This window comes from Serratia sp. PL7 (assembly GCF_945957435.1).
This window is the reverse complement of the sequence record NZ_CAMFLB010000001.1, coordinates 1470598-1493948: the sequence shown is the minus strand read 5'-3', so window position 1 is coordinate 1493948 and position 23351 is coordinate 1470598. Positions and strand designations below refer to the sequence as shown.

General features: G+C 58.1%; 24 protein-coding genes and 3 tRNA genes. 12 read left to right on the top strand and 15 right to left on the bottom strand.

Annotation, left to right across the window (positions count from 1 at the left end; genetic code table 11):
- The first annotated feature begins 45 nt into the window (after positions 1–45).
- The 7 genes from sufA to N6G83_RS06935 all read left to right on the top strand — a co-directional run bounded on the left by sufA (position 46) and on the right by N6G83_RS06935 (position 6965).
- Entirely contained in the window at positions 46–417 is a 372-nt protein-coding gene (sufA, locus tag N6G83_RS06965; RefSeq protein ID WP_004931368.1) for a Fe-S cluster assembly scaffold SufA, read from the top strand.
- A 14-nt stretch (positions 418–431) separates the two neighbouring features.
- Positions 432–1928, top strand: coding sequence for a Fe-S cluster assembly protein SufB (sufB, locus tag N6G83_RS06960; RefSeq protein ID WP_025302644.1), 1497 nt, complete (start codon positions 432–434; stop codon positions 1926–1928).
- Between the two features lie 43 nt (positions 1929–1971).
- Positions 1972–2718 carry a Fe-S cluster assembly ATPase SufC gene (gene sufC, locus N6G83_RS06955; RefSeq protein ID WP_016927936.1) on the top strand — a complete coding sequence of 249 codons (747 nt, stop codon included), beginning with the start codon at positions 1972–1974 and terminating at the stop codon, positions 2716–2718.
- Positions 2693–3979 carry a Fe-S cluster assembly protein SufD gene (gene sufD, locus N6G83_RS06950; RefSeq protein ID WP_260514962.1) on the top strand — a complete coding sequence of 429 codons (1287 nt, stop codon included), beginning with the start codon at positions 2693–2695 and terminating at the stop codon, positions 3977–3979. Before sufC ends, sufD begins: the two co-directional genes overlap by 26 nt.
- Positions 3976–5202: a cysteine desulfurase SufS gene (sufS, locus tag N6G83_RS06945; RefSeq protein ID WP_043141139.1), complete on the top strand. Its 1227-nt coding sequence runs from the start codon at positions 3976–3978 to the stop codon at positions 5200–5202. Before sufD ends, sufS begins: the two co-directional genes overlap by 4 nt.
- 36 nt (positions 5203–5238) lie before the next feature.
- Complete coding sequence (gene sufE, locus N6G83_RS06940; protein WP_260514961.1) at positions 5239–5655, top strand: cysteine desulfuration protein SufE; 417 nt, start codon at positions 5239–5241, stop codon at positions 5653–5655.
- Between the two features lie 296 nt (positions 5656–5951).
- Positions 5952–6965, top strand: coding sequence for a L,D-transpeptidase family protein (locus N6G83_RS06935; protein ID WP_025302648.1), 1014 nt, complete (start codon positions 5952–5954; stop codon positions 6963–6965).
- Positions 6966–7105: 140 nt separating this feature from the next.
- Here the strand turns inward: N6G83_RS06935 and N6G83_RS06930 are convergent, their stop codons facing one another.
- The 7 genes from N6G83_RS06930 to N6G83_RS06900 form a co-directional block, all read right to left on the bottom strand.
- The gene (locus N6G83_RS06930) at positions 7106–7342 is read right to left on the bottom strand and encodes a major outer membrane lipoprotein (RefSeq protein ID WP_004931354.1); all 237 of its coding nucleotides are present in this window, start codon (positions 7340–7342) and stop codon (positions 7106–7108) included.
- 308 nt (positions 7343–7650) lie between these two features.
- Positions 7651–9063 carry a pyruvate kinase PykF gene (pykF, locus tag N6G83_RS06925; RefSeq protein WP_025302649.1) on the bottom strand — a complete coding sequence of 471 codons (1413 nt, stop codon included), beginning with the start codon at positions 9061–9063 and terminating at the stop codon, positions 7651–7653.
- Between the two features lie 393 nt (positions 9064–9456).
- Positions 9457–9762 carry a cupin gene (locus N6G83_RS06920; protein ID WP_025302650.1) on the bottom strand — a complete coding sequence of 102 codons (306 nt, stop codon included), beginning with the start codon at positions 9760–9762 and terminating at the stop codon, positions 9457–9459.
- Positions 9763–9883: 121 nt separating this feature from the next.
- Positions 9884–9960, bottom strand: a tRNA-Val gene (locus tag N6G83_RS06915).
- Positions 9961–9980: 20 nt separating this feature from the next.
- Positions 9981–10057, bottom strand: a tRNA-Val gene (locus tag N6G83_RS06910).
- Positions 10058–10077: 20 nt separating this feature from the next.
- A tRNA-Val gene (locus tag N6G83_RS06905) sits at positions 10078–10154 on the bottom strand.
- Positions 10155–10335: 181 nt separating this feature from the next.
- Complete coding sequence (locus N6G83_RS06900) at positions 10336–11712, bottom strand: MATE family efflux transporter (protein WP_043141143.1); 1377 nt, start codon at positions 11710–11712, stop codon at positions 10336–10338.
- Positions 11713–11951: 239 nt separating this feature from the next.
- Between N6G83_RS06900 and N6G83_RS06895 the strand changes: the two genes are divergently transcribed.
- Positions 11952–12602, top strand: a complete 651-nt coding sequence (locus N6G83_RS06895; RefSeq protein WP_025302652.1) for a riboflavin synthase — start codon at positions 11952–11954, stop codon at positions 12600–12602.
- Between the two features lie 54 nt (positions 12603–12656).
- Complete coding sequence (locus N6G83_RS06890) at positions 12657–12950, top strand: I78 family peptidase inhibitor (protein WP_016927929.1); 294 nt, start codon at positions 12657–12659, stop codon at positions 12948–12950.
- A gap of 73 nt (positions 12951–13023) precedes the next feature.
- On the opposite strand, the gene cfa is transcribed toward N6G83_RS06890, so the two are convergent.
- Positions 13024–14175 (bottom strand): cyclopropane fatty acyl phospholipid synthase, encoded by a 1152-nt coding sequence (gene cfa / locus N6G83_RS06885; RefSeq protein WP_043141148.1) that lies wholly within the window; start codon positions 14173–14175, stop codon positions 13024–13026.
- 343 nt (positions 14176–14518) lie between these two features.
- Complete coding sequence (gene punC, locus N6G83_RS06880; protein ID WP_260514959.1) at positions 14519–15730, bottom strand: purine nucleoside transporter PunC; 1212 nt, start codon at positions 15728–15730, stop codon at positions 14519–14521.
- A gap of 123 nt (positions 15731–15853) precedes the next feature.
- Between punC and punR the strand changes: the two genes are divergently transcribed.
- The gene (gene punR, locus N6G83_RS06875) at positions 15854–16798 is read left to right on the top strand and encodes a DNA-binding transcriptional activator PunR (RefSeq protein ID WP_025302655.1); all 945 of its coding nucleotides are present in this window, start codon (positions 15854–15856) and stop codon (positions 16796–16798) included.
- On the opposite strand, the gene purR is transcribed toward punR, so the two are convergent.
- Positions 16795–17820, bottom strand: coding sequence for an HTH-type transcriptional repressor PurR (gene purR, locus N6G83_RS06870; RefSeq protein WP_025302656.1), 1026 nt, complete (start codon positions 17818–17820; stop codon positions 16795–16797). The two genes, punR and purR, sit on opposite strands and share 4 nt — an antisense overlap.
- Positions 17821–18144: 324 nt before the next feature.
- Here purR and N6G83_RS06865 point away from each other — a divergent pair, with 324 nt between their 5' ends.
- Complete coding sequence (locus N6G83_RS06865) at positions 18145–18234, top strand: YnhF family membrane protein (RefSeq protein WP_019455989.1); 90 nt, start codon at positions 18145–18147, stop codon at positions 18232–18234.
- A 61-nt stretch (positions 18235–18295) separates the two neighbouring features.
- On the opposite strand, the gene sodB is transcribed toward N6G83_RS06865, so the two are convergent.
- Together sodB and N6G83_RS06855 are read right to left on the bottom strand one after the other, a co-directional pair.
- Complete coding sequence (gene sodB, locus N6G83_RS06860; protein ID WP_004931333.1) at positions 18296–18874, bottom strand: superoxide dismutase [Fe]; 579 nt, start codon at positions 18872–18874, stop codon at positions 18296–18298.
- A gap of 198 nt (positions 18875–19072) precedes the next feature.
- Positions 19073–19891: a C40 family peptidase gene (locus tag N6G83_RS06855; RefSeq protein ID WP_043141154.1), complete on the bottom strand. Its 819-nt coding sequence runs from the start codon at positions 19889–19891 to the stop codon at positions 19073–19075.
- Between the two features lie 416 nt (positions 19892–20307).
- Here N6G83_RS06855 and N6G83_RS06850 point away from each other — a divergent pair, with 416 nt between their 5' ends.
- Positions 20308–20655, top strand: a complete 348-nt coding sequence (locus N6G83_RS06850) for a Grx4 family monothiol glutaredoxin (protein WP_004931329.1) — start codon at positions 20308–20310, stop codon at positions 20653–20655.
- Between the two features lie 68 nt (positions 20656–20723).
- Here N6G83_RS06850 and rnt read toward each other — a convergent pair whose 3' ends face one another.
- The 3 genes from rnt to N6G83_RS06835 all read right to left on the bottom strand — a co-directional run bounded on the left by rnt (position 20724) and on the right by N6G83_RS06835 (position 23335).
- Complete coding sequence (rnt, locus tag N6G83_RS06845; RefSeq protein WP_038874795.1) at positions 20724–21407, bottom strand: ribonuclease T; 684 nt, start codon at positions 21405–21407, stop codon at positions 20724–20726.
- A gap of 79 nt (positions 21408–21486) precedes the next feature.
- Positions 21487–21894, bottom strand: coding sequence for a lactoylglutathione lyase (gene gloA / locus N6G83_RS06840; protein ID WP_004931325.1), 408 nt, complete (start codon positions 21892–21894; stop codon positions 21487–21489).
- 337 nt (positions 21895–22231) lie between these two features.
- Entirely contained in the window at positions 22232–23335 is a 1104-nt protein-coding gene (locus tag N6G83_RS06835) for an alkene reductase (protein ID WP_025302658.1), read from the bottom strand.
- Positions 23336–23351: the final 16 nt, after the last annotated feature.

The window sequence follows — 23351 nt, the reverse complement described above, 5'->3', positions numbered from 1 at the left end:
CAACCCAGATTGGCTGTGGCCAAACACGAGTGTGAGGTAGACCCTATGCAAACGGAAAATGTCGGCACCTTTTCTCTGGATGAAAATGTCTGGCAAGGCATTTCGCTCAGCGACAGCGCCGTACGACAAATAACGAAACTGATGCAGCAGGATCCGCAGGTGAAAGGGCTGCAGCTAGGGGTGAAACAATCCGGCTGCGCCGGCTTTGCCTATGTGCTGGATCTGACCCGCGAACCCGCCGATGACGATCTGCTGTTTGAGCGCGACGGCGCCAAACTCTATGTGCCGCTGAAGGCCATGCCGTTCATCGATGGCACCACGGTAGATTACGTCCGCGAAGGGCTGAATCAGATATTCAAATTCAACAACCCTAAAGCTCAGCATGCCTGCGGGTGCGGCGAGAGCTTTGGCGTTTGAGCGATGCAATCAACATGACACGAAGCAATGTAGAAATGCCTAATGAAGTGCAGGCTTGGGTCAGCGAAGGTCGCTACAAAGAAGGTTTCTTCACCCAGCTGGCAACCGATGAGTTGGCCAAAGGCATCAACGAAGAGGTGGTTCGCGCCATCTCGGCCAAGCGCAACGAACCCGAGTGGATGCTGGAATTCCGCCTCGAGGCCTACCGCGCCTGGCTGCAGATGGAAGAGCCGCACTGGCTGAAGGCCAATTACGAACGCCTTAACTACCAGGACTACAGTTACTATTCGGCGCCGTCCTGCGGCAGCTGCGACGACGCCTGCGGTTCGCAACCCGGCGCCGAGCAGCAACCGGGCGCGGCGACGGAAAAAGATTACCTGACCAGCGAAGTGGAGCTGGCGTTCAATCAGCTCGGCGTGCCGGTGCGCGAGGGCAGCGAGGTGGCGGTGGACGCCATCTTCGACTCAGTATCGGTCGCTACCACTTACCGTGAAAAACTGGCGGAGAGCGGGGTGATCTTCTGCTCGTTCGGCGAAGCGATTCAGGAATACCCGGATCTGGTGCGTCAGTACCTGGGGCGCGTAGTGCCGTCCAACGATAATTTCTTCGCTGCGCTGAACGCCGCGGTGGCCTCTGACGGCACCTTCGTCTATGTGCCGAAAGGCGTGCGCTGCCCGATGGAGCTGTCGACCTATTTCCGTATCAACGCCGCCAAAACCGGCCAGTTCGAGCGCACCATCCTGATCGCCGACGAAGGCAGCTATGTCAGCTATATCGAAGGCTGTTCTGCCCCGGTGCGCGACAGCTATCAGCTGCACGCGGCGGTGGTGGAAGTGATCCTGCATAAAGACGCCGAAGTGAAATACTCGACGGTGCAGAACTGGTTCTCCGGCGGTGAGAGCAAGGGCGGTATCCTCAACTTCGTCACCAAGCGCGCGCTGTGCGAAGGCGCCGGCTCGAAAATGTCCTGGACCCAGTCGGAAACCGGCTCGGCCATCACCTGGAAATACCCGAGCGTGATCCTGCAGGGCGACAACTCGATCGGCGAATTCTTCTCGGTGGCGCTGACCAGCGGCCATCAGCAGGCGGACACCGGCACCAAGATGATCCACATCGGCAAAAACACCAAGTCGACCATCATCGCCAAAGGCATCTCCGCCGGCCACAGCGAGAACACCTATCGCGGCCTGGTGAAAATCCTGCCGGGGGCGGAAAACGCCCGTAACTTTACCCAGTGCGACTCGATGCTGATCGGACCGGACAGCGGTGCCCACACGTTCCCTTACGTTGAAGCGCGCAACAACAGCGCTCAGCTGGAGCACGAAGCCACCACCTCGAAGATCGGCGACGACCAGCTGTTCTACTGCCTGCAGCGCGGCATCAGCGAGGATGACGCCATTTCGATGATCGTCAACGGTTTCTGCAAGGACGTTTTCTCCGAGCTGCCGCTGGAGTTCGCCGTCGAGGCGCAGAAACTTCTGGCCATCAGCCTGGAACACAGCGTGGGTTAATCGCCGCATTTTTAGCGCCGTCGGCGCTATCTGAGGACACAGCATGTTAAGCATCAAGAATTTGAAAGTCAGCGTGGAAGGCAACGAGATCCTCAAGGGATTGGATCTGGAGATCAAGCCGGGCGAAGTGCATGCCATCATGGGGCCGAACGGCTCGGGCAAGAGCACGCTGTCCGCCACGCTGGCCGGGCGTGAAGAGTACGAAGTGACCGAAGGGGAAGTCACCTTCAAGGGCAAGGATCTGCTGGAGCTTGATCCGGAAGACCGCGCCGGCGAGGGCGTGTTTCTGGCCTTCCAGTACCCGGTGGAGATCCCCGGCGTCAGCAACCACTTCTTCCTGCAGACCTCGGTCAACGCGGTGCGCAAATACCGCGAGCAGGAGCCGCTGGATCGCTTTGACTTCGCCGATTTCATCGAAGAGAAAATCGCGCTGCTGGACATGCCGGCCGACCTGCTGACCCGTTCGGTCAACGTCGGCTTTTCCGGCGGTGAGAAAAAGCGCAACGACATTCTGCAGATGGCGGCGCTGGAGCCGGATCTGTGCATTCTCGATGAAACCGACTCCGGTCTGGACATTGATGCGCTCAAGATCGTCGCCAACGGCGTCAATTCGCTGCGGGACGGCAAGCGCGCCTTTATCATCGTCACCCACTACCAGCGCATTCTGGACTACATCCAGCCGGATTACGTACACGTGCTGTCCCAGGGGCGCATCGTCAAATCCGGCGATTTCTCGCTGGTAAAACAGTTGGAGGAGCAGGGCTATGGCTGGCTTACCGACCAACAGTAATTCAAACGCGCTGCAGCAGCTGTATCGCCTGTTCGAAGGCCGCGGTGGCGAGCGTTCGCCGCATGCGCTGGCGCACTGGCAGCAGGCGCTGCGCCTCGGCTGGCCGACGCGCAAGCATGAAAACTGGAAATACACGCCGCTGGAGAGCCTGCTGGAGCAGCAGTTCCTCGAGCCGCAGCCCGCATTGGTGAGCGCAGAGCAGCTCGAGGCGCTGGCGCTCGGCATCGATGCCTGCCGGCTGGTGTTTATCGACGGCCGCTACAGCGCCGCGCTGAGCGATGACGATCTGGGTGATTACCAGTTCGAGTTGACCGCCTACGGCACGCCACAGGCGCTGCCGGAGGCGATCCAACCGGAAATTTTCCTGCACCTGACCGAAAGCCTGGCGCAGGAAACCAGCCTGATTCGCCTGCCGGCCGGCAAGGCCCCGGTTCGCCCGCTGTACCTGCTGCATATCAGCAGCGGACGCGGCGCCAGCGGGGAAGTGAACACCGTGCATCACCGCCATCATCTGGAGATTGGGCGCGGGGCCGAGGCGGAAGTGATCGAACACTACGTCAGCCTGGGCGAGGCCGCGCACTTCACCGGCGCACGCCTGACCGCCAACGTGGCGGACAACGCCGGACTGTTGCATTGCAAGCTGGCGTTTGAGAGCCAGCCAAGCTACCACTTTGCCCATAACGATTTGGTCATTGGCCGCGACGCGCGGGTGAAAAGCGACAGCTTCCTGCTGGGCGCCGGCTTGACGCGGCATAACACCAGCGCGCAGCTGAACGGCGAAGGCGCGAACCTGGTAATCAACAGCCTGGTGCTGCCGGTGGGCAAAGAGATCTGCGATACCCGTACCTATCTGGAGCACAACAAGGGCTATTGCGAAAGCCGCCAGCTGCATAAAACCGTGGTCAGCGATCGCGGCAAGGCGGTGTTCAACGGCATGATCAAAGTGGCCAAGCACGCGATTAAAACCGACGGCCAGATGACCAACCATAACCTGCTGTTGGGTAAGGTGGCGGAAGTGGACACCAAGCCGCAGTTGGAGATCTACGCCGACGACGTCAAGTGCAGCCACGGCGCCACCGTAGGGCGCATCGATGAAGAGCAGCTGTTCTATCTGCAGTCGCGCGGTATCGACAAGCACGCGGCACAGCAGATGATCATCTTCGCCTTCGCCGCCGAGCTGACCGAAGGCATCGCCAACGACATCATCCGGGAGCGGGTGCTGGCACGCATCGCCCAGCGCCTGCCGGGGGAGGCTGCATGAGTTATCCGATTGAACGCGTGCGCGGCGATTTCCCGCTGCTGGCGCGTGAGGTGAACGGCCAACCGCTGGCCTATCTCGACAGCGCCGCCAGCGCGCAGAAACCGCAGGTGGTGATCGACCGCGAGCTGGATTTCTATCGCCACGGCTATGCCGCGGTGCATCGCGGCATTCACACCTTGAGCGCTGAGGCGACTCAGCAGATGGAAGCGGTGCGGGAACAGGCGGCGCGCTTTATCAACGCCGCCTCGGCGGAAGAGATGGTGTTCGTCAAGGGCACCACCGAAGGCATCAACCTGGTGGCCAACAGCTTTGGCCGCCACCTGCTGCAGCCGGGCGATGCGATTCTCATCACCGAGATGGAACACCACGCCAACATCGTGCCCTGGCAGATGCTGGCGCAGGAGCGTGGGTTGCAGCTGCGGGTTTGGCCGCTGCAGCCCGACGGCACGCTGGATCTGGCGCGGTTGCCGGAGCTGGTCGACGCGTCCTGCAAACTGCTGGCGCTGACCGAGGTCTCCAATGTGCTAGGCACCGTCAACCCGGTGCGCGACATCATCGCCCGCGCCAGAGCCCTGGCGCCGGATCTGACGGTGCTGGTGGACGGCGCGCAGGCGGTGATGCACCAGCGCGTCGATGTTCAGGCGCTGGACTGCGATTTTTACGTGTTTTCCGGCCACAAGCTGTACGGCCCTTCCGGTATCGGCATGCTGTATGGCCGCCAGGCGCTGCTGCAGCAGATGCCACCGTGGGAAGGGGGCGGCTCGATGATCCGCCAGGTCAGCCTGACGGCGGGCACCACCTTCGCCGATCCGCCGTGGCGCTTCGAGGCGGGTTCGCCGAACACCGCCGGCATCATGGGGCTGGGGGCGGCGTTCGATTACGTCGAAGCCCTGGGTCTGAATGCGATCCACGATTATGAACAGTCGCTGATGCACTACGCGCTCGAGGCGCTCAAGCAGGTGCCGACGCTGAAAATCTATGGTCCGGCACATCGGGCCGGGGTGATCGCCTTTAATTTGGGAGAACACCACGCCTATGACGTCGGCAGCTTCCTCGATCAGTATGGCATCGCCATTCGCACCGGCCATCACTGCGCCATGCCACTGATGGCGTTTTATCAGGTGCCGAGCATGTGCCGCGCTTCGCTGGCGTTATATAATACCCGCGAAGAGGTGGACCGGCTGGTGGCCGGGCTGCAACGCATTCATCAGCTATTAGGTTAGGCCGGGGCGCGTCCCCGGCGGTACAAAAGGATCCCCATGGCGAATTTGCCGGACAAAGATAAATTGGTGCGTAATTTCTCCCGCTGTCTGAACTGGGAGGAGAAATATCTGTACGTGATTGAACTCGGCGCCAAATTGCCGCCGCTGGACGAGGCCGAGCGGCAGGCCGGCAACCTGATTTCCGGCTGTCAGAGCCAGGTGTGGATCGTGATGCGTCTCGATGAGCAGGGGCAGGTCGAGTTTCACGGCGACAGCGATGCGGCGATCGTCAAAGGCCTGCTGGCGGTGGTGTTTATTCTGTATCGCCAATTGACGCCGCAGCAGATTGTCGAGCTCGATGTGCGGCCGTTTTTCGGCGAACTGGCGCTCAGCCAACATCTGACGCCTTCACGCTCGCAGGGGCTGGAGGCGATGATCCGTGCCATTCGCAGTAAAGCGGCGCAGCTGGCCTGATCCTTAACGCCTTTCTCCTCAAGGCTCATTGATATATTCGCTTTGTCAATGAGTCTTTACAATCCGTTGTTTTCCCCAGGAACCATCCCCCAATTCAGTGATATTTCAGCAGCTTACCTATTGACGTTTCGTTGACAATCAACGATGGTGATTACGTTATAACGTGTTGATTTTTAGAGAACTTATTGCCTTTGATGCCAGCGTTGCTAGTATTAATCAGGTATTGTCTGATTTACCCACCGTCGGGCGCTCGTTAGCCTTGGGGGCGAACCGTCATAAAAAATATAGGGATGATAATGAAACGTGCGTTGAGTTTAATGGGCATGGTCTTCGCCACCGTACTGGCCGGCACGCAGGCCGCCAGTGCGACCGAGTACCCGCTGCCGCCGCCAGACAGCCGTCTGATCGGTGAAAACACCACTTATACCGTACCAAACGACGGCCGTCCGCTGGAGGCGATCGCCGCCGACTACAAGATTGGCCTGCTGGGCATGCTGGAAGCCAACCCTGGCACCGACCCGTTCCTGCCCAAGCCAGGCACGGTACTGACCATTCCGACCCAAATGCTGCTGCCTGACACTAAGCGTGAAGGGATTATCGTCAATCTGGCCGAGCTGCGTCTTTACTACTACCCGAAAGGCGAGAACAAAGTGATCGTCTATCCGATCGGCATCGGCCAGACCGGGATGCACACGCCGCTGGAAGTGACCTCCATCAGCCAGAAGATCCCTAACCCGACCTGGACGCCCACCGCCAACATCCGCAAGCGCTATCAGTCCCAGGGCGTGACGCTGCCTGCAGTGGTGCCGGCCGGGCCTGAGAACCCGATGGGGCTGTTCGCCCTGCGTCTGGCGATGGGGCGCGGTGAATACCTGATCCACGGCACCAACGCCAACTTCGGTATCGGCATGCGTGTCAGCTCCGGCTGCATTCGCCTGCGTCCGACGGACATCGAAGCGCTGTTCAATCAGGTGCCGCGTGGTACACGGGTGCAGGTGATCAACGATCCGGTGAAGATTTCGGTTGAGCCGGACGGCAAACGCTATGTGGAAGTGCACCAGCCGCTGTCGCGGGTAGAAAGCGACGATCCGCAGACCATGCCGATCGCGTTGTCTAAAGCGGAGAAAGCCTTTGCTGCGGATGGTCAGACCGATCGCGCCGTGTTCGATAGCGCGGTTGTACGCCGTTCTGGCATGCCGGTGCTGGTCAACGTAGGGGAGAGTCCGTCTGAGGTGAGTTTAACGCCTGCAGCGGCGCCTGCGGCGAATAAGAGCCCATTCAAGGCAGCGCCAATCAGTTCGGTGAACTAAGTTTGCAAGATTGAGCGGTCGAAGAGGGGTTCAGCGTGCTGAACCTCTTTTTTTGCCCGCTATGCAGGAAAAATCAGTCCAGGATACAGGCGAAAAAAAACGGCGCACAATGTGCGCCGTTTTCAATAACCAAAGCTATCTTACTTTTTGTAAGCGTGAGCTTGGTTGTCCAGACGCTGGTTAGCGCGTGCTGCGTCGTCTTTAGCAGCTTGAACGTCAGAACGCATTGCGTTCACGTCGTTGCTCAGCTGATCAACTTTAGCGTTCAGAGTCTGAACGTCAGAAGACAGTTGATCGATTTTAGCGTTGCTAGAGCAGCCAGCCAGCAGAGTGGAACCCAGGATTACCGCGCCCAGTACCAGTTTAGTACGATTCATTATAACACCCTCTAGATTGAGTTAATCTCCATGTAGCGTTACAAGTATTACACAAACTTTTTTCGAAAGAGAATAATTTTTTAGTGTTGAGGTGCTTTATTTTGATCGTTCGCTCAAACTTGCATCTGGTTTTACAAATTAGTTAAAAAAACGAGGGAAAACAGCCGGCTTCCATGGGACTACTCCGATTCTTTATTAGCTAAATAATGAGCGGTCCGCGGTTGCGTTTTGAGAAAAATAGGTTACTGCTGATAAAAAAAACGCCGCAAAGCGGCGTTTTGATCAAGGCAATTATGTCACGTTTTATATTACAGCACGTGTACCGAGGCAGTGTTGGTGGTGCCGCTCGGCACCAGCGCGCCGGAAACCATCACCACGACGTCGCCTTTTTGCGCCAGGCCGCTGGCCAGCGCGGCTTCTTTACCGATGCGGTAGAAGTCGTCGGTAGAAGCGATTTCCTTGACCATCTGCGGGATGACGCCTTTGCTCAGCACCAGCTGATGCGCGGTAGTCTCATTGGTGGTCAGCGCCAGGATCACCGCGTTCGGGAAGTATTTACGCACGGATTTCGCTGACTTGCCGCCGCTGGTGGCGACGACGATCAGCGGCGCGTCCAGTTTCTCGGCGGTTTCAACCGCGCCACGGCACACCGCTTCGGTGATGCGCAGCTTGCGGCGATCGTTCAGGGAGTCGATGCGGCTTGGCATCACGCGATCGGTGCGCTCGCAGATGGTCGCCATGATGTTGACCGCTTCCAGCGGATATTTGCCCTTGGCGCTCTCGCCGGACAGCATGACAGCATCGGTACCGTCCAGGATGGCGTTGGCAACGTCGCCGGCTTCCGCACGGGTAGGGCGCGGGTTTTTGATCATGGAATCGAGCATCTGGGTGGCGGTGATCACCACTTTTCGCGCACGGTTGCATTTTTCGATCATCATCTTCTGGGCGAAGATCACTTCTTCGACCGGGATCTCCACGCCCAGATCGCCGCGGGCAACCATGATGCCGTCGGACGCTTCGAGGATTTCGTCGAAGTTGTTCAGGCCTTCCTGGTTCTCGATCTTGGAGATGATCTGGATCTGCTCGCCGCCGTGCGCTTTCAGGTGCTCGCGGATCTCCAGCACGTCGGAACGTTTACGGATGAAGGACGCCGCCACGAAGTCGACGCCTTGCTCGCAGCCGAAGATCAGGTCGCGTTTGTCTTTTTCGGCCAGCGCAGGCAGCTGGATGGACACGCCCGGCAGGTTGACGCCTTTGTTCTCGCCCAGATCGCCGTTGTTCAGCACCTTACAAACGACTTCGTTCTCGGTCACGTTGGTGACTTCCATGCCGATCAGGCCGTCGTCAACCAGCACGGTGTTACCGATCTTCAGGTCGGCGGCGAAGCCGGCATAGGTGACCGCTACGCGATCGCTGTTGCCGATCACACTCTGGTCGGTGGTGAAGGTGAAGGTTTGGCCGGCGACCAGCGAGGCGTCTTTACCGCCTTCCAATTTCATGGTGCGAATTTCCGGGCCTTTGGTATCCAGCAGGATGCCGGCGTTGATACCGGTTTTCGCCATCACGGCGCGCATGTTCTTGATGCGGTTGCCGTGCTCTTCATAGTCGCCGTGAGAGAAGTTGAGACGCATCACGTTCATGCCCGCATTGAGCAGGTTGGTCAGCATTTCTTCCGATTCGGTTTTTGGACCGATGGTACAAACAATTTTGGTCTTTTTCATGGCGGAGTTTTCTACAAGTTGTGATGGATAAAAAAACGAATTTGACCGGCGCTATTTACGCCGATAGGGAATTTGAGCCGTGCCTGGTGGTGAAAAACATAGTTAAGGATAGGTGACGACAGTTGAAGTGGGGCGGAAAAATTCAGCCCGCGCGGGGGCGCGGAGATGCTGCGCAACGGGGTGAGATGAAATCGTGTTGTTATTGCGTTTTCGCAGATCAAGGGCTGAAACCATTCAACTGATAGACGTTGCGCATTATAAAGGCTAAGCGGCGGGAAACAAAATAAAAAACCGCAGCGGTGTGGCGGATATGTCAAAACGGGGGCAAATGTGGCGCAAATGCAACGCGTTGCGTACAGCTTGTTGCGCAAATAACCTTGCTGTAAATACGGCTTAGCGCGTTTGCGGGATTTCCAGCAGCACGCCGGCGCTCAGGCAGAAGCAGCCGCTGGCGACGTTGGCCGGCAGGATTAGGCTCTCGCCGGCCCGTACTGTCCGCGTATCGCCGCCGAGGGTGAACTCGAATTCACCCGATATCACCCGGGTTTGCAGCGCATGCGGGGGCTTTTGCAGTTGGCCAAAGGCGCCGGCCTCGAAACGCACTTCCGCCGCCGGCGAACCGTCGCTCATCACCCCTTCACGGCGGGCAAGGCCATTGTCGAGCGGTAAAAAGGCGGTTTTGGCGGTGAAGGTGGTCATGTGGCGTTCCTGATGGTGGATGGCGGTAGTTCGGCGCAATCGACATGAGAAATCGAGCGGTCGAGCAGAGACGAAACAACGGGAAGTATAACGCGATAGGGGGAGAGATAAATCAGCAATATGGTGCGTCCGAGTGGACTCGAACCACCGACCCCCACCATGTCAAGGTGGTGCTCTAACCAACTGAGCTACGGACGCACTGCACTGCTTCTGGAATTTGGTGCGTCCGAGTGGACTCGAACCACCGACCCCCACCATGTCAAGGTGGTGCTCTAACCAACTGAGCTACGGACGCACTGTACTGCTTCTGGAATTTGGTGCGTCCGAGTGGACTCGAACCACCGACCCCCACCATGTCAAGGTGGTGCTCTAACCAACTGAGCTACGGACGCATCTTTTCCTGTCTGTCATGGCTGACAGCGGGGACGAATATTAACGAGCTACCTGCGCGCTGGCAAGGGGAAAAGCGCAATTTTATTCGGTATTTCACGCGATTGCTGAGGTTGTGCGCAGTCCGGCGTTTTTTTCCGCAAACCGCAGCCCGGCCGGGGATGAAACCGGCCGGGAGCGAATTCAGCGCGTGGATCGCTGCAGGATGACGGCGGTCGGCTGTTTCTGCAGCCAGCGCATACGCAGCGCCATCATGATGGCGGCGAAGGTCAGGCCAATGATAAAGCCGATCCAGAAGCCGCTTGGCCCCATTGCCGGCACCACCACGTCGGTTAACGCCAGCAGATAGCCGCTCGGCAGGCCCAATACCCAATAAGCGATAAAGGTGATGAAGAAGATCGCTCGGGTGTCTTTATAACCACGTAGCACGCCGCTGCCGATCACCTGGATCGAGTCCGAAATTTGGTACAGCGCCGCCAACAGCATCAGCTGCGAGGCCATAGCCACCACCGCCGGGCTGTCGTTGTACAGCAGGGCGATCGGTTCGCGCAAGGTGGCGGTAAACAGCGCGGTGCAGACGGCCATGGTGATGCCGACGCCGATGGCGGAATAGGCGGCGACGCGCGCGCCTTCGACCGAGCCTTCCCCCAGACGATAACCGACGCGGATGGTGGCGCCGACGCCCAGCGACAGCGGCAGCACGAACATCAGCGCGCTGAAGTTAAGCGCGATCTGGTGGCCGGCGACCGCGACGATCCCGAGCGGCGAAACCAGCAACGCCACCACGGCGAACAGCGTGACTTCGAAGAACAGCGCCAGCGCCACCGGCATGCCGATGCCGATCAGGCGCTTCAGCGCTGCCCAGTCCGGGCCGCCGAGATCGCCGGCCTGGCGTTTGATGTCGCGCTGCGACGGCGCGCGCTTCACGTACCAGCGCATCATCAGGAACATGATCCAGTAGACGCTGCCGGTGGCGACGCCGCAGCCGACGCCGCCGAGTTCCGGCATGCCGAACTTGCCGTAGATGAAGATGTAGTTGATCGGGATATTCACCAGCAGGCCGAGGAAGCCGATCACCATGCCGGGCTTGGTTTTAGACAACCCCTCGCACTGGTTGCGCATCACCTGGAAGAACAGGTAGCCCGGCGCCCCCCACATGATGGCGTGCAGGTAGCCGACGGCTTTATCCGCCAGCTGCGGATCGATGTTGTGCATCATGTCGATGACGAACTTGCAGTTATACAGCACGACGATCAGCAGTACGGAGACGCCGGAGGCCAGCCAAAAACCCTGGCGCACCTGATGGCCGATACGATCGCGGCGGCCGGCACCGTTGAGCTGAGCGATAACCGGGGTCAACGCCAGCAGCAGACCGTGGCCGAACAGGATGGCCGGCAGCCAGATTGAGGTGCCGACCGCCACCGCCGCCATGTCGGTGGCGCTGTAAGCGCCGGCCATGATGGTATCCACCACGCCCATAGCGGTTTGCGATATTTGCGCGATAATGACCGGGATAGCGAGAGCCAATAAACTACGCGCTTCAATTAAGTACTTCTGCACGCATACACCTTTTCTATTTATATATGTGGGAGGGAGGGCTGCCGCGAGAGGACAACAATTAAAATAGCGGAATTTTGTCAAAAAGATTGTACCTGCTCGGCGTCGTTAAGCAAACGCCGCAGATAAATAGTTATTAAATGCGCAGCCATTCCTTTTTTACCGTCGCGGATTTGGTTTTCAGCGCCAACTGGGGCAAACTGCCGGTAGCGTTTTAACCTATTTAGCAAGAAGAGGCACATATGTTCACCGGTATCGTACAAGGCACCGCGCCGCTGGTCGCCATTGATGAGAAACCCAATTTCCGCACCCACGTGATCGAAATGCCTACCGAGCTGCTGCCGGGGCTGGAGCTGGGCGCGTCGGTGGCCCATAACGGCTGCTGCCTGACCGTCACCGCGGTGGAAGGCAACCGCGTCAGCTTCGATTTGATCAAAGAAACGTTGCGCCTGACCAACCTCGGCGATCTGGCGCTGGGCGACATCGTCAATATCGAGCGCGCGGCGAAGTTCAATGATGAAATTGGCGGCCATTTGATGTCCGGCCATATTATCTGCACGGCGGAGGTGGCCAAGATTTATACCTCGGAAAATAACCGCCAGGTATGGCTGCGCATGCCGGATGCGGAATTGATGAAATATGTGCTGCACAAAGGTTTCATCGGCATCGACGGCATTAGCCTGACCATCGGCGAAGTGGTGAATAACCGTTTCTGCGTGCACCTGATCCCGGAAACGCTGGATCGCACCACGCTGGGTAAAAAACGCCTCGGCGACAAGGTGAACATCGAGATCGATCCGCAAACGCAGGCGGTGGTGGACACCGTCGAGCGCGTGCTGGCCAACCGGGAAGCGACGCTGGCGGCGGCGGTGGCGCCGGCGCACAAAGACTGACAGCGATTCGGGCGTTGCCGCCGGAATCGAATCATAAGCAGAGAGGAGAAACGCGTGAAGTTTTATGGGAAAACGTTGTTGTTAACCGCGTTGCTGGCGCTGAGCGCCTGCAGCAGTTCGCCTGAGCAGGGCGCGGGCGCGCAAATGGCCGATGCGGACGATACCTGTGGCGCATCACAGTATCAAAACTTCGTCGGCAAACCGATGACCTCGCTGGAAGGCGTACGGATCGACGCCAAGGTGCGAGCCATTCCGTACAACTCTGCCGTCACCATGGATTTCAACCTGCGCCGCCTGAACTTCCTTGGCGACAGCGACGATAAAATCATCCGCGTTTACTGCGGCTAAGCCGTACGCTTCGAACGAGCAAAAAAGGCCCCGGCGATGTGACTACCGGGGCCTTTTTTGTCGGGCAAGTGGCTTAGCGGGCGACGCGGATGCCGCCTTCAACGCCTTTCGGGCTGAATACCACCTGCCACAGTTGCAGATCGCGCGCCCGGAACGCGCCGGCGCAGGCGTTCAGGTAATAGCTGAACATCCGCTCGAAGCGTTCGGAGTAGCGCGGGGCAAGCTGCGGCCACGCCTGTTTGAAGCGCTCGAACCAGGCCATCAGCGTGCGATCGTAGTCGGCGCCGATGTTGTGCCAGTCTTCCATCACGAAATGGCCTTCGCTGGCTTCGGCGATATGGCTCACTGAAGGCAGGCAGCCGTTCGGGAAGATATATTTGTTGATCCACGGATCGACGTTCATGTCGGTTTTGTTGGAACCGATGGTGTGCAGCAGGAACAGGCCGTGCGGCGCTAAATTGCGTTCTACCACATTGAAATAGGTGCGGTAGTTTTTCGGCCCGACGTGCTCGAACATGCCGACCGAGACAATGCGATCAAACTGCTGATGAAGATCGCGATAATCCTGCAGCAGGATCTGCACATCCAGCCCGGCGCAGCGAGCCTGGGCCAGCTTCTGTTGTTCGGCGGAAATGGTCACGCCGACCACCGACACGCCGTAATGCTTCGCCGCATAGGCAGAGAGGCCGCCCCAGCCGCAGCCGATGTCCAGTAAGCGCATGCCTGGCTGCAGCTGCAGTTTTTCGCAGATCATCCGCAGCTTCGCTTCCTGCGCTTCCTCCAGCGTGGTGGCGTCTTTCCAGTAGCCGCAGGAATACTGCATGTAAGGATCGAGCATCAGGGTAAACAGATCGTTGCCAAGATCGTAATGTTCTTTGCCGACGATCCAGGCGCGCTTTTTCGATTGCAGGTTGGTCAGGCGCGCGGCGGCGATCCGCAGGGTATCTTTCAGGTGGTGGGGAAGTTTCTTCTCCAGCCCGGCGCTGACCACGCGCTGGAAGAATATATCCAGCCGTTCGCACTCCCACCAACCGTCCATATAACTTTCGCCGAGGCCCAGTGACCCTTGTTGCAAAACGCGTTTAAAGAATTCGGGATTTTTAACCTGAATATCGAAAGGGCGCGATCCATTGATTTCGATACCGGCCAGACCGAGCATTTCGTGCGCGATGCGATACCACTGGTTATCCTGGATGCTCAGATCTTCTATACACGATGAACTCATAGCTTCTCCATCACCTTCTTCTGACTGATGACCCGTTAGGAAACAGCTTAGACAATTTCTGCGGGTGCATACGTATACCGACGGGAAATAAGCCCGCGGCGTCTGATATCCGACTATGAACAGAGGAAATTTAAAGAAACGACCCGACGCAAATGGCGCAGGATAAACGCCTCTTTAAAAAAGAGTGTGACGCAAGACGCGTACACAAGAGCTAATTGAGATATAGAGATTATAAGGTGTTACTTTATAAAGTTGTTTTTGAGTATAGGCGTGCCGAGGCGTTGACTCAACTGTAAATCGCACTCGGCGCGCATATTCTTTAAGTGATTATTAAGCTTGGCAATTATGACGCTGAGTTAGCATGTTTCCGCTGCGTCTTTTGCTGCGCATCGCCCGCTTTTCCCCGCTGGAGGAAATAGCCCAGCGTGGCGAGGATCACCGTAGACACCATCACCGTCACCGTCGCCAGCAGCGGCTGGGCAATAAACGCCGACACCAGCATGCTCGCCACAAAACACAGCCCCAACTGCAGCGTATTTTGCAGCGCGGCGGCTTTGCCGCTGCTTTCCGGGAACGGCATCAGCGCATTCGCCACCATGATCGGGTAGCCCGCGCCGTTGACCAGCGCCATCACGCAGAACGGGATCAGCAGCGTGGTGAGCGTCGGAGTGGTTACGGTCGCCACCAGATACAGCGCCACCATGCTGACACCATAAGCTACCAGCAGCCACGGCAGCAGGGTTTTGCCATTGATGCGTTTGAGCGCGGCGCGGCAGCCATAGCCCCCCAGCAGGAAAGCCAGCGTCTGCGGCACATAGCTCAGACCAATGTCGCTCGGGCCATAGCCCATATCACCAAGGATGAACGGCGAGCCGGTCAACCAGGCAAAGAAGCCGGCCGAGCAGGCGGCGTACATGGCGACGTTGCCGCTGAACACCGGGGATTTCAATAATTGCCAAAAACTGACGCTGCTTTTTGGCGCATCGGCGGCGGGTTGAGTTTTGGCGCGATCTTTGAGCAGCAACGTCGGCAGCAGCAGCAGGGCGGTGATAGCCAGCAACACGGCGAAGATCGCACGCCAGCTGGCGTGGTTAAGCAGCCAGGCGCCAAGCAGCGGCGCCAGCGCCGGCGACAGCGCGACCAGCGGCATGATGGTGGCGAATACGCGATTGGCCTGGCCTTCGCGATAGCGGTCGACCACCAGCGCTTGCCAGATGGCGGCGGCGGAACAGACGCCGACGGCCTGAATAAAGCGCAGTATCCAGAGCTGCACGGCATTTTCCACCCACAGCATGCCCAGGCAGCCGAACGCGAACAGCGTCAGGCCAATCAATAATACCGGTTTGCGGCCCAGCCGGTCGGAGAGCGGCCCCCACAGCAGCTGCGCGAAGGCGAAGCCGGCCAGAAATATGCTCAGGCTGGCGCTGACCGCGCCGGCGGAAATTTGCAGTTCCTCCCGCATGGCGCCAAAGGCGGGCAGGTACATATCGGTCGCCAGATAACCCAGCATGCTCAGGCCGGCGAGATAGAACATAAAACCAAAGGAGTTTCGCATGGTATTTCTCGTTAATATTTTAGTGTCGCAGGTTTTTAGCGCCGGCCAGTGTATCCGGCTGGATCTCTGCTTGTGAAACGGTAATATTTGCAAAGTGCTGTTAAAAAAATTGAAGGCAAAGCGATGTGGTCTGAATATTCTCTTGAAGTGGTTGACGCGGTGGCGCGCACCGGCAGTTTCAGCGCGGCGGCGCAGGAGCTGCACCGGGTGCCGTCGGCGGTGAGCTACACCGTGCGGCAGTTGGAACAATGGCTGGCGGTGCCGCTGTTTGAGCGGCGTCACCGTGATGTGGAGCTAACGCCGGCCGGCGCGTTATTTATCAAGGATGCGCGAGCTGTTATCAAAAAAATGCTCGACACACGCCGCCATTGTCAGCAGGTGGCTAACGGGTGGCGCGGTCAGCTGAATATCGCCGTGGACATCATCGTCAAACCGCAGCGCAGCCGCCAACTGGTGCTGGATTTCTACCGCCATTTCCCCGACGTTGAACTGATGTTGCAACCCGAGGTGTTTAACGGCGTGTGGGATGCGTTGGTGGACGGCAGGGCGGATATGGCGATTGGCGCCACCCGCGCGGTGCCGGTCGGCGGCGGCTTCGCCTTTCGCGACATGGGGGATATGAACTGGCTGTGCGTGGTCAGCCCGCAGCACCCGCTGGCGCAATTGGCAGGGGCGTTGAATGACGATCGGCTTAGGCCGTACCCTGCGCTTTGTCTGGAGGACACTTCGCGCAATCTGCCCAAGCGTGTCACTTGGACGCTGGATAACCAGCGGCGGCTGGTGGTGCCGGACTGGACCTCGGCGTTCGACTGTCTGTGCGCCGGGCTGTGCGTCGGTATGATGCCGGCGCATCTGGCGCTGCCGCGGGTGCAGCGCGGTGAGTTGAAGGCGTTGCAGCTGCAGCAGCCGTTTCCCGCCAGCCCGTGCTGCCTGACCTGGCAGCAGGATAAACCGTCACCGGCGATGAGCTGGCTGCTGGCGTATCTGGGTGATGGAGAGACGTTGAATCAGGAGTGGCTGAGTGAGGTGGAGCCGGAAGCTGCGCAGGCTTCCGGCGCGGGGGATTAGCGGCGGTAGTCGATGAACGGGCCGTCGGCGACCGAGCGGCGTTCGATCAGCTTCGGATGCACTTCGATCACCTGCGACTCTTCGCGCTTGCTGATGATGCGATCTAGCAGCATGGTGAAGGCCATTTCGCCCAGGCGCTCTTTCGGCTGGTGAATGGTGGTCAGCGCCGGGGTGAAGTAGCGGGCGTTGCGCACATTGTCGTAGCCGATCACGGAAATATCCTGCGGCACGCGCAGGCCCAGCTCGTCGGCGGCGCAGATGGCCCCCATCGCCATGATATCACCGCCGCAGAATACCGCGGTCGGTCGCTGTTTTTGCGACAGGATTTGGTGCATCGCCTTATAGCCGGACTCCGGCTCGAAGTCACCCTGGACGATCCACTCTTCGCGAATGTCGATATTCGCTTCCTGCAGCGCCTTCATAAAGCCCTGGTGACGGCCACCGCCGGTGTTGCGTGACAGTTGGCCGGGAATGGCGCCGATATCGCGGTGGCCGCGCTCGATCAGGTAACGGCCGGCCAGATAGCCGCCTTCGAACGCGTTATCGATGATGGTATCGGTGAAGTCGCCGCGCGCGGCGCCCCAGTCCATCACCACCATCGGGATGTTACGGTAGTCTTCCAGCATGCCCAGCAGCTGATCCGGATACTCGGAGCACATGACCAGCAGGCCGTCGACGCGCTTTTGCGCCAGCATCGCCAGGTAGGCGCGCTGCTTGTCGAGATTATTGTGCGAGTTGCACAGGATCAGGGTGTAGCCTTTGCTGTAGCAGCTGTTTTCCACCGCCTCGATCACTTCGGCAAAGTAGGGGGCTTCGCTCGAGGTGGCCAGCAGGCCGATCGACTTGGTGTGATTGACTTTCAGGCTGCGCGCCACGGCGCTCGGCGAGTAGTGCAGCTCTTTAATGGCGGCCCACACGGCCGCTTTGGTCTCTTCGGCGACGAAACGAGTCTTATTGATGACGTGCGAAACGGTGGTGGTGGAAACGCCCGCGCGTTTGGCCACATCTTTAATCGTTGCCATGTAAGGAATGACTCCTGAACTCACATGTTTACAGCATGTAAGTGTGATGTTAATCGTTTGCCTACGTAGATCCTTCTCCAGAGAAGCGAAAACTGAGTTTTTAGTGTGTTGAAGTCTTCAGCGCTTAATCAGGAGGGGCATGAATGCCGGTACGCAGTTGTGAACTGCGAATTTTGTCGCATATTGAACAAAAGTGGAAGAGGTAATCGAGATTATAAACCGGGAAATGATAACAAGATTTTATCGGCGAACTGTGGGAAAATGATTTGACGTACTAATTGTGCGCCTTTTATCCTTAGGAAAGCCCATTTTAAAGGAGTTGTCATGGATACCGAATTGAAGATGTCGCTGTTCACTACCGTCTGCGCGCTGGCGGTCATTATCGCTTTCAGCTTCGTTGCCGCGTTGAACTGATTTACCCCCGGTTATAAAAAAGGCGCAGCCAGGCTGCGCCTCATCACCTCAGAACCTGCGCTTACGCCAGGTTTTCCGCTGCGAAGGTCCAGTTGACCAACGCCCAGAAGTTTTCCAGGTATTTTGGACGCGCATTGCGGTAATCGATGTAATACGCATGTTCCCACACGTCAACGGTCAGCAGCGGTTTGTCTTCACCGGTCAGCGGGGTGGCCGCGTTGGAGGTGTTGACGATCGCCAGCGCGCCGTCCGGTTTTTTCACCAGCCAGGTCCAGCCGGCACCGAAGTTTTTCACTGCGGCATCGGTGAACTGCTCTTTGAACGCAGCGAAAGAGCCGAAGGATTTGACGATCGCTGCCGCCAGTTCGCCCTGCGGTTCACCGCCGCCCTGTGGTGACAGGCAGTGCCAGTAGAAGGTGTGGTTCCACACCTGCGCGGCGTTGTTGAAGACGCCGCCGTTAGAGGTCTTGATGATCTCTTCGAGCGATTTGCCCTCGAACTCGCTGCCTTTCACCAGGTTGTTCAGGTTAACCACGTAGGTGTTGTGGTGCTTGCCGTAGTGGTATTCCAGGGTCTCGGCGGAGATGTGCGGCTCGAGCGCGTTTTTCTCATACGGTAATGCAGGTAATTCAAACGACATTGCTTCCTCCTTTACAGCGCCATTCGCCTCTCGCCGGGCGAGAGTCATATGGGCCGTTTTTTATTGTGGTCATTCAATCTTAACAATTTTCATCATAAAAAACAGGAAGAAAAGCGAGAAATGCGCGTGGGGAGGTGCGATGGGCGATAGCTTGAGCAGGCGGTTGCGACCGGGGCCGCAACCGCACAGAGCAGGGAATTAACGGATAGTTTTCGGCGTTACTACGCGGCGTGCGCCGATGTAGTGGTTCTGCCAATAGTCGTTGTCGAGCTGGCTGATGCGGATCTCTTCACCGGTGCGCGGTGACTGGATGAATTTGCCGTTGCCGAGGTAGACGCCAACATGGTCCGCCACGCCGCGGTTGTTGATGCGGAAGAACACCAGATCGCCGCTTTCCAGTTCGCTTTTCTTGATCGGCGCCGCGTCGCGCAGGTGATACATCTCGTTGGCGGTGCGCGGCATTTTGATTTTCACCACGTCTTTATAGGCGTAATAGATAAGGCCGCTGCAGTCGAAGCCGGTGCGCGGCGAACTGCCGCCCCAGCGATAAGGCTTGCCCATCTGATCCATCAGCTTGGCCATCGCGGTCTGCTTGGCGTGTTGGTAGCGTTTTTTGTGCGCCGGGCTAAGTTTTAACGGCTTCTCGTCACGCACCAGTTTAGCGGTGGCCATACCGGCTTCGCGGTGGCGACCATAGCCTTTTTTATAGCCCTTCTTCGGCGGGGTGACTTTAATCTTGGCAGTTTTCTGCGCTTTGGCCTTGGGTTTTGCGCTGGCGATCTTTTTCGCGCTTTTCTCGCTTTTCGCCTTGGCGGTCTTGGTTTTTTTCGCGGGGGCCGTCACTTTGGCTTTTTTAGCGGCTTTGTCCGCTTTCTTTTTTCTGCGGTCATCGGGCCGCGCTTCATTAGCATGGCTTTTACGCTGCTCGGCGGCAACACGCGCCTGTGGCGCAGCGTGCGCCAAATTGAAGAAGAGCTGCGTAAACAGCAGCGCAAAGAGCGTAAGAATTAAACGCATGTCGACGTCACCAACCTTGGCCCCGAAGCGGATATCGAAAGAGTTACAGTATTCCCGAATTTCGCCATATAAAACAGCGAAGAACTCATAAATAATAATCCATATTGTGAGAAAACGTTAATGACATTTTTTTTGTTTCAAAATCAGCCTGTTGGTGTATAAAAAAGCGCCAGTCGGCGGTGGCGGATGTAATTAAGTCGCGCCGTCATCGCGGCGCAATATATTAGTGAAATGGTCGGATTAAAAATGTTATTCTCAACGTATGTTTTGACCGGAATGACGTGGCCGGTGAAACGCGATCGGCGGCGGGCGAATATCCTTGCAAAAGATGGCGTTTTCTTGCGACTGTTCCAGCCGCTACAATAGCCCGCGTGATGCATGTTGTAGCCATGAAATGTGGCTTGAGGAAGCAATAAATGACGACGACACTTGAAAAAATTCAGCACCAGATCGCTGAAAACCCGATTCTGCTGTACATGAAAGGTTCGCCAAAGCTGCCGAGCTGTGGCTTCTCCGCGCAGGCAGTGCAAGCGCTGTCCGCCTGCGGCGAGCGTTTCGCCTACGTGGATATTCTGCAAAACCCGGACATCCGCGCCGAATTGCCAAAATACGCCAACTGGCCGACGTTCCCGCAGCTGTGGGTAGACGGTGAGCTGGTCGGCGGTTGCGATATCATCATCGAAATGTATCAGCGCGGCGAACTGCAGCAGCTGATCAAAGAAACGGCAGAAAAGTATAAAGCGCAGGAAGACCAGCAGTCTTAATCGACAGGCTTGTGGTTATCGCGTAACGGGCGGCGCCAGTGCAAACTGGGCCGCCTTTTTTGTTGGGCTTATTCAGCGAGATCGCCGGCGGGCAGCGGCCAGCCGCCGAGACGTTTCCAGCGGTTAACCAGCTCGCAAAACAGCAGGGCGGTTTGCTCGGTGTCGTACAGCGCAGAGTGCGCCTGGCTGCTGTCGAACGGCATACCGGCGGCGATGCAGGCTTTCGCCAACACCGTTTGGCCCAGCACCAGGCCGCTCAGCGCAGCGGTGTCGAAGGTGGCGAACGGATGGAACGGATTGCGCTTCAGGCCGGCACGTTCGGCCGCGGCCATCAGGAAGCTGTGATCGAAGTTGGCGTTGTGCGCCACGATAATGGCCCGGTTGCACCCGCGGTCCTTGAGCCCTTTGCGCACCGCTTTGAAAATGGCGTGCAGCGCGTCGTATTCGCTGACCGCGCCGCGCAACGGGTTGTGCGGATCGATGCCGTTAAACGCCAGCGCTTCCGGCTGCAGGTTGGCGCCCTCGAAAGGCTCCACGTGGAAGTGCAGAGTCTCGTCCTGCTGCAGCCAGCCATCTTCATCCATTTTCAGCGTCACGGCGGCGATCTCCAGCAACGCATCGGTATTGGCGTTGAAGCCGGCGGTTTCAACATCTATTACTACGGGATAAAACCCACGAAAACGACCACTCAGGGCGTTAAGATCACTTTTTTCGGCCATCAGTTTCTTATCTTCATCGAATGCAGCGCGCATTATGGCAAATTTTGCGCCCGGTTGCAGGCGCTATCGCGCGGAGAATCAGCAGGGCGCCAGCGCGCCCTGAAGGGGTGGCTTAATGGCCGAGGCCCTGACCGGCGTGTTTGTTTTCGATCAGCTCAATTTTGTAGCCGTCCGGATCTTCGACGAAGGCGATCACCGTGGTGCCGCCTTTCACCGGGCCGGCTTCGCGGGTGACCTTGCCGCCTGCGCGACGGATGCTGTCGCAGGTGGCGGCAACGTCGTCTACACCCAACGCCAGGTGGCCGAAGGCGGTGCCCATGTCGTAGCTGTCGGTGCCCCAGTTATAGGTCAGTTCGATAACCGCGCCTTCGCTCTCTTCCGTATAGCCGACGAAAGCCAGGGAGTATTTGTACTCCGGGTTTTCGCTGGTGCGCAGCAGACGCATGCCTAATACCTTGGTGTAAAAGTCGATGGCACGTTGCAGGTCACCGACGCGGATCATGGTATGGAGTAAGCGCATAATTCCTCTGAATTGACTGTGCCGTGGCAGACGGCGGGTGGATTGAAGCACAAGCGAGTATAGCCTTGTCCCGCAAGGGAATTCAACGTAACGAGTTGGTGACAATGTCACTTCATGGTCTCGCGTCTCGGGTGTCTAAATATTGATCGAGCGTACCGATCGATACAGAGTAATTGATCTGCACAATCAATTATCTATTCCAGCGGCGATCGTGTAAAAATCGAACGGCAATAAAGATCAACACCAGGGAACACCGGCCCGCCTCGTGCGGGCCTTTTTGCGCGCGACGCATAAAAAAACGGCCATGCGATTGCGTGGCCGTTGGGGTCAGGACGGGTTACTTCGCCAGAAACGGATAGTCGGTATAGCCTTCGGCACCGCCGCCGTAGAAGGTTTCTGGCTTAGGTTCGTTCAGCGGGGCGTGCTGACGGAAACGCTCGACCAGATCCGGGTTGGCGATATAGCTGCGGCCGAAGGCCACCGCGTCGATGAAGCCTTTTTCGATTAACGCTTCGGCTTTTTCGGCGGTGTAGGCGCCAGCGCCGACGATCACCCCTTTAAAGTGGGCGCGCACCGAGTCGCGGAAGGCGTCGGAATACGGCTTGCCACCGGCCCAGTCCGGTTCGGAGATGTGCAGGTAAGCGATGTTGCGCTTATTCAGCTCTTCCACCAAATACAGCGCCGCTTCTTCCTGATCTTCACCGTTGTCCAGCCCATTGAACGGCCCCAGCGGCGAGATACGAATACCGATGTGCTCGGAACCCCATTCGGCAATGGTGGCATCGACCACTTCCAGCGTCAGGCGGGTGCGGTTCTCAATGCTGCCACCGTATTGATCGGTACGTTGGTTGGAAGCCGGTGACATGAACTGGTGCAGCAGATAGCCGTGGGCCGCATGCAGTTCGATGAAGTCGAAGCCGGCGTCACGCGCGTTGGCGGTCGCCTGGCGGAAATCGTTAACGATGCCCGGGATCTCGCTGGTTTCCAGCGCGCGCGGCGTAGAGGTCGGTACGCGTACCCAGGCGCCGGTTTCATCACGCACGGTGGTGCGGGTGTCGGCGTTGATTGCCGAAGGCGCGACCGGCGCTTGCCCGCCCGGCTGCAGGCTGGCGTGGGAGATGCGGCCTACATGCCACAGCTGTACGGCGATGTGGCCGTTTTTGTCGTGTACCGCCTGCGTGATGTGTTTCCACGCGGCGATCTGTTCCGGGGTATGCAGGCCTGGCGCACCGGCGTAGCCTTTCGCCTGGAAGGAGATCTGCGTCGCTTCGGTCACGATCAGGCCGGCGCTGGCGCGCTGCGCATAATATTCCGCCATCAGTGGCGTAGGAATATCGCCCGGTTCGATGCTGCGCAGACGCGTCAGCGGAGCCATAAACACGCGGTTGGGCAGGGTGACGGCGCCAACCTTCAGCGGAGAGAGCAATTTTTCAGTTTTCATAGTGCATCCTGTATTT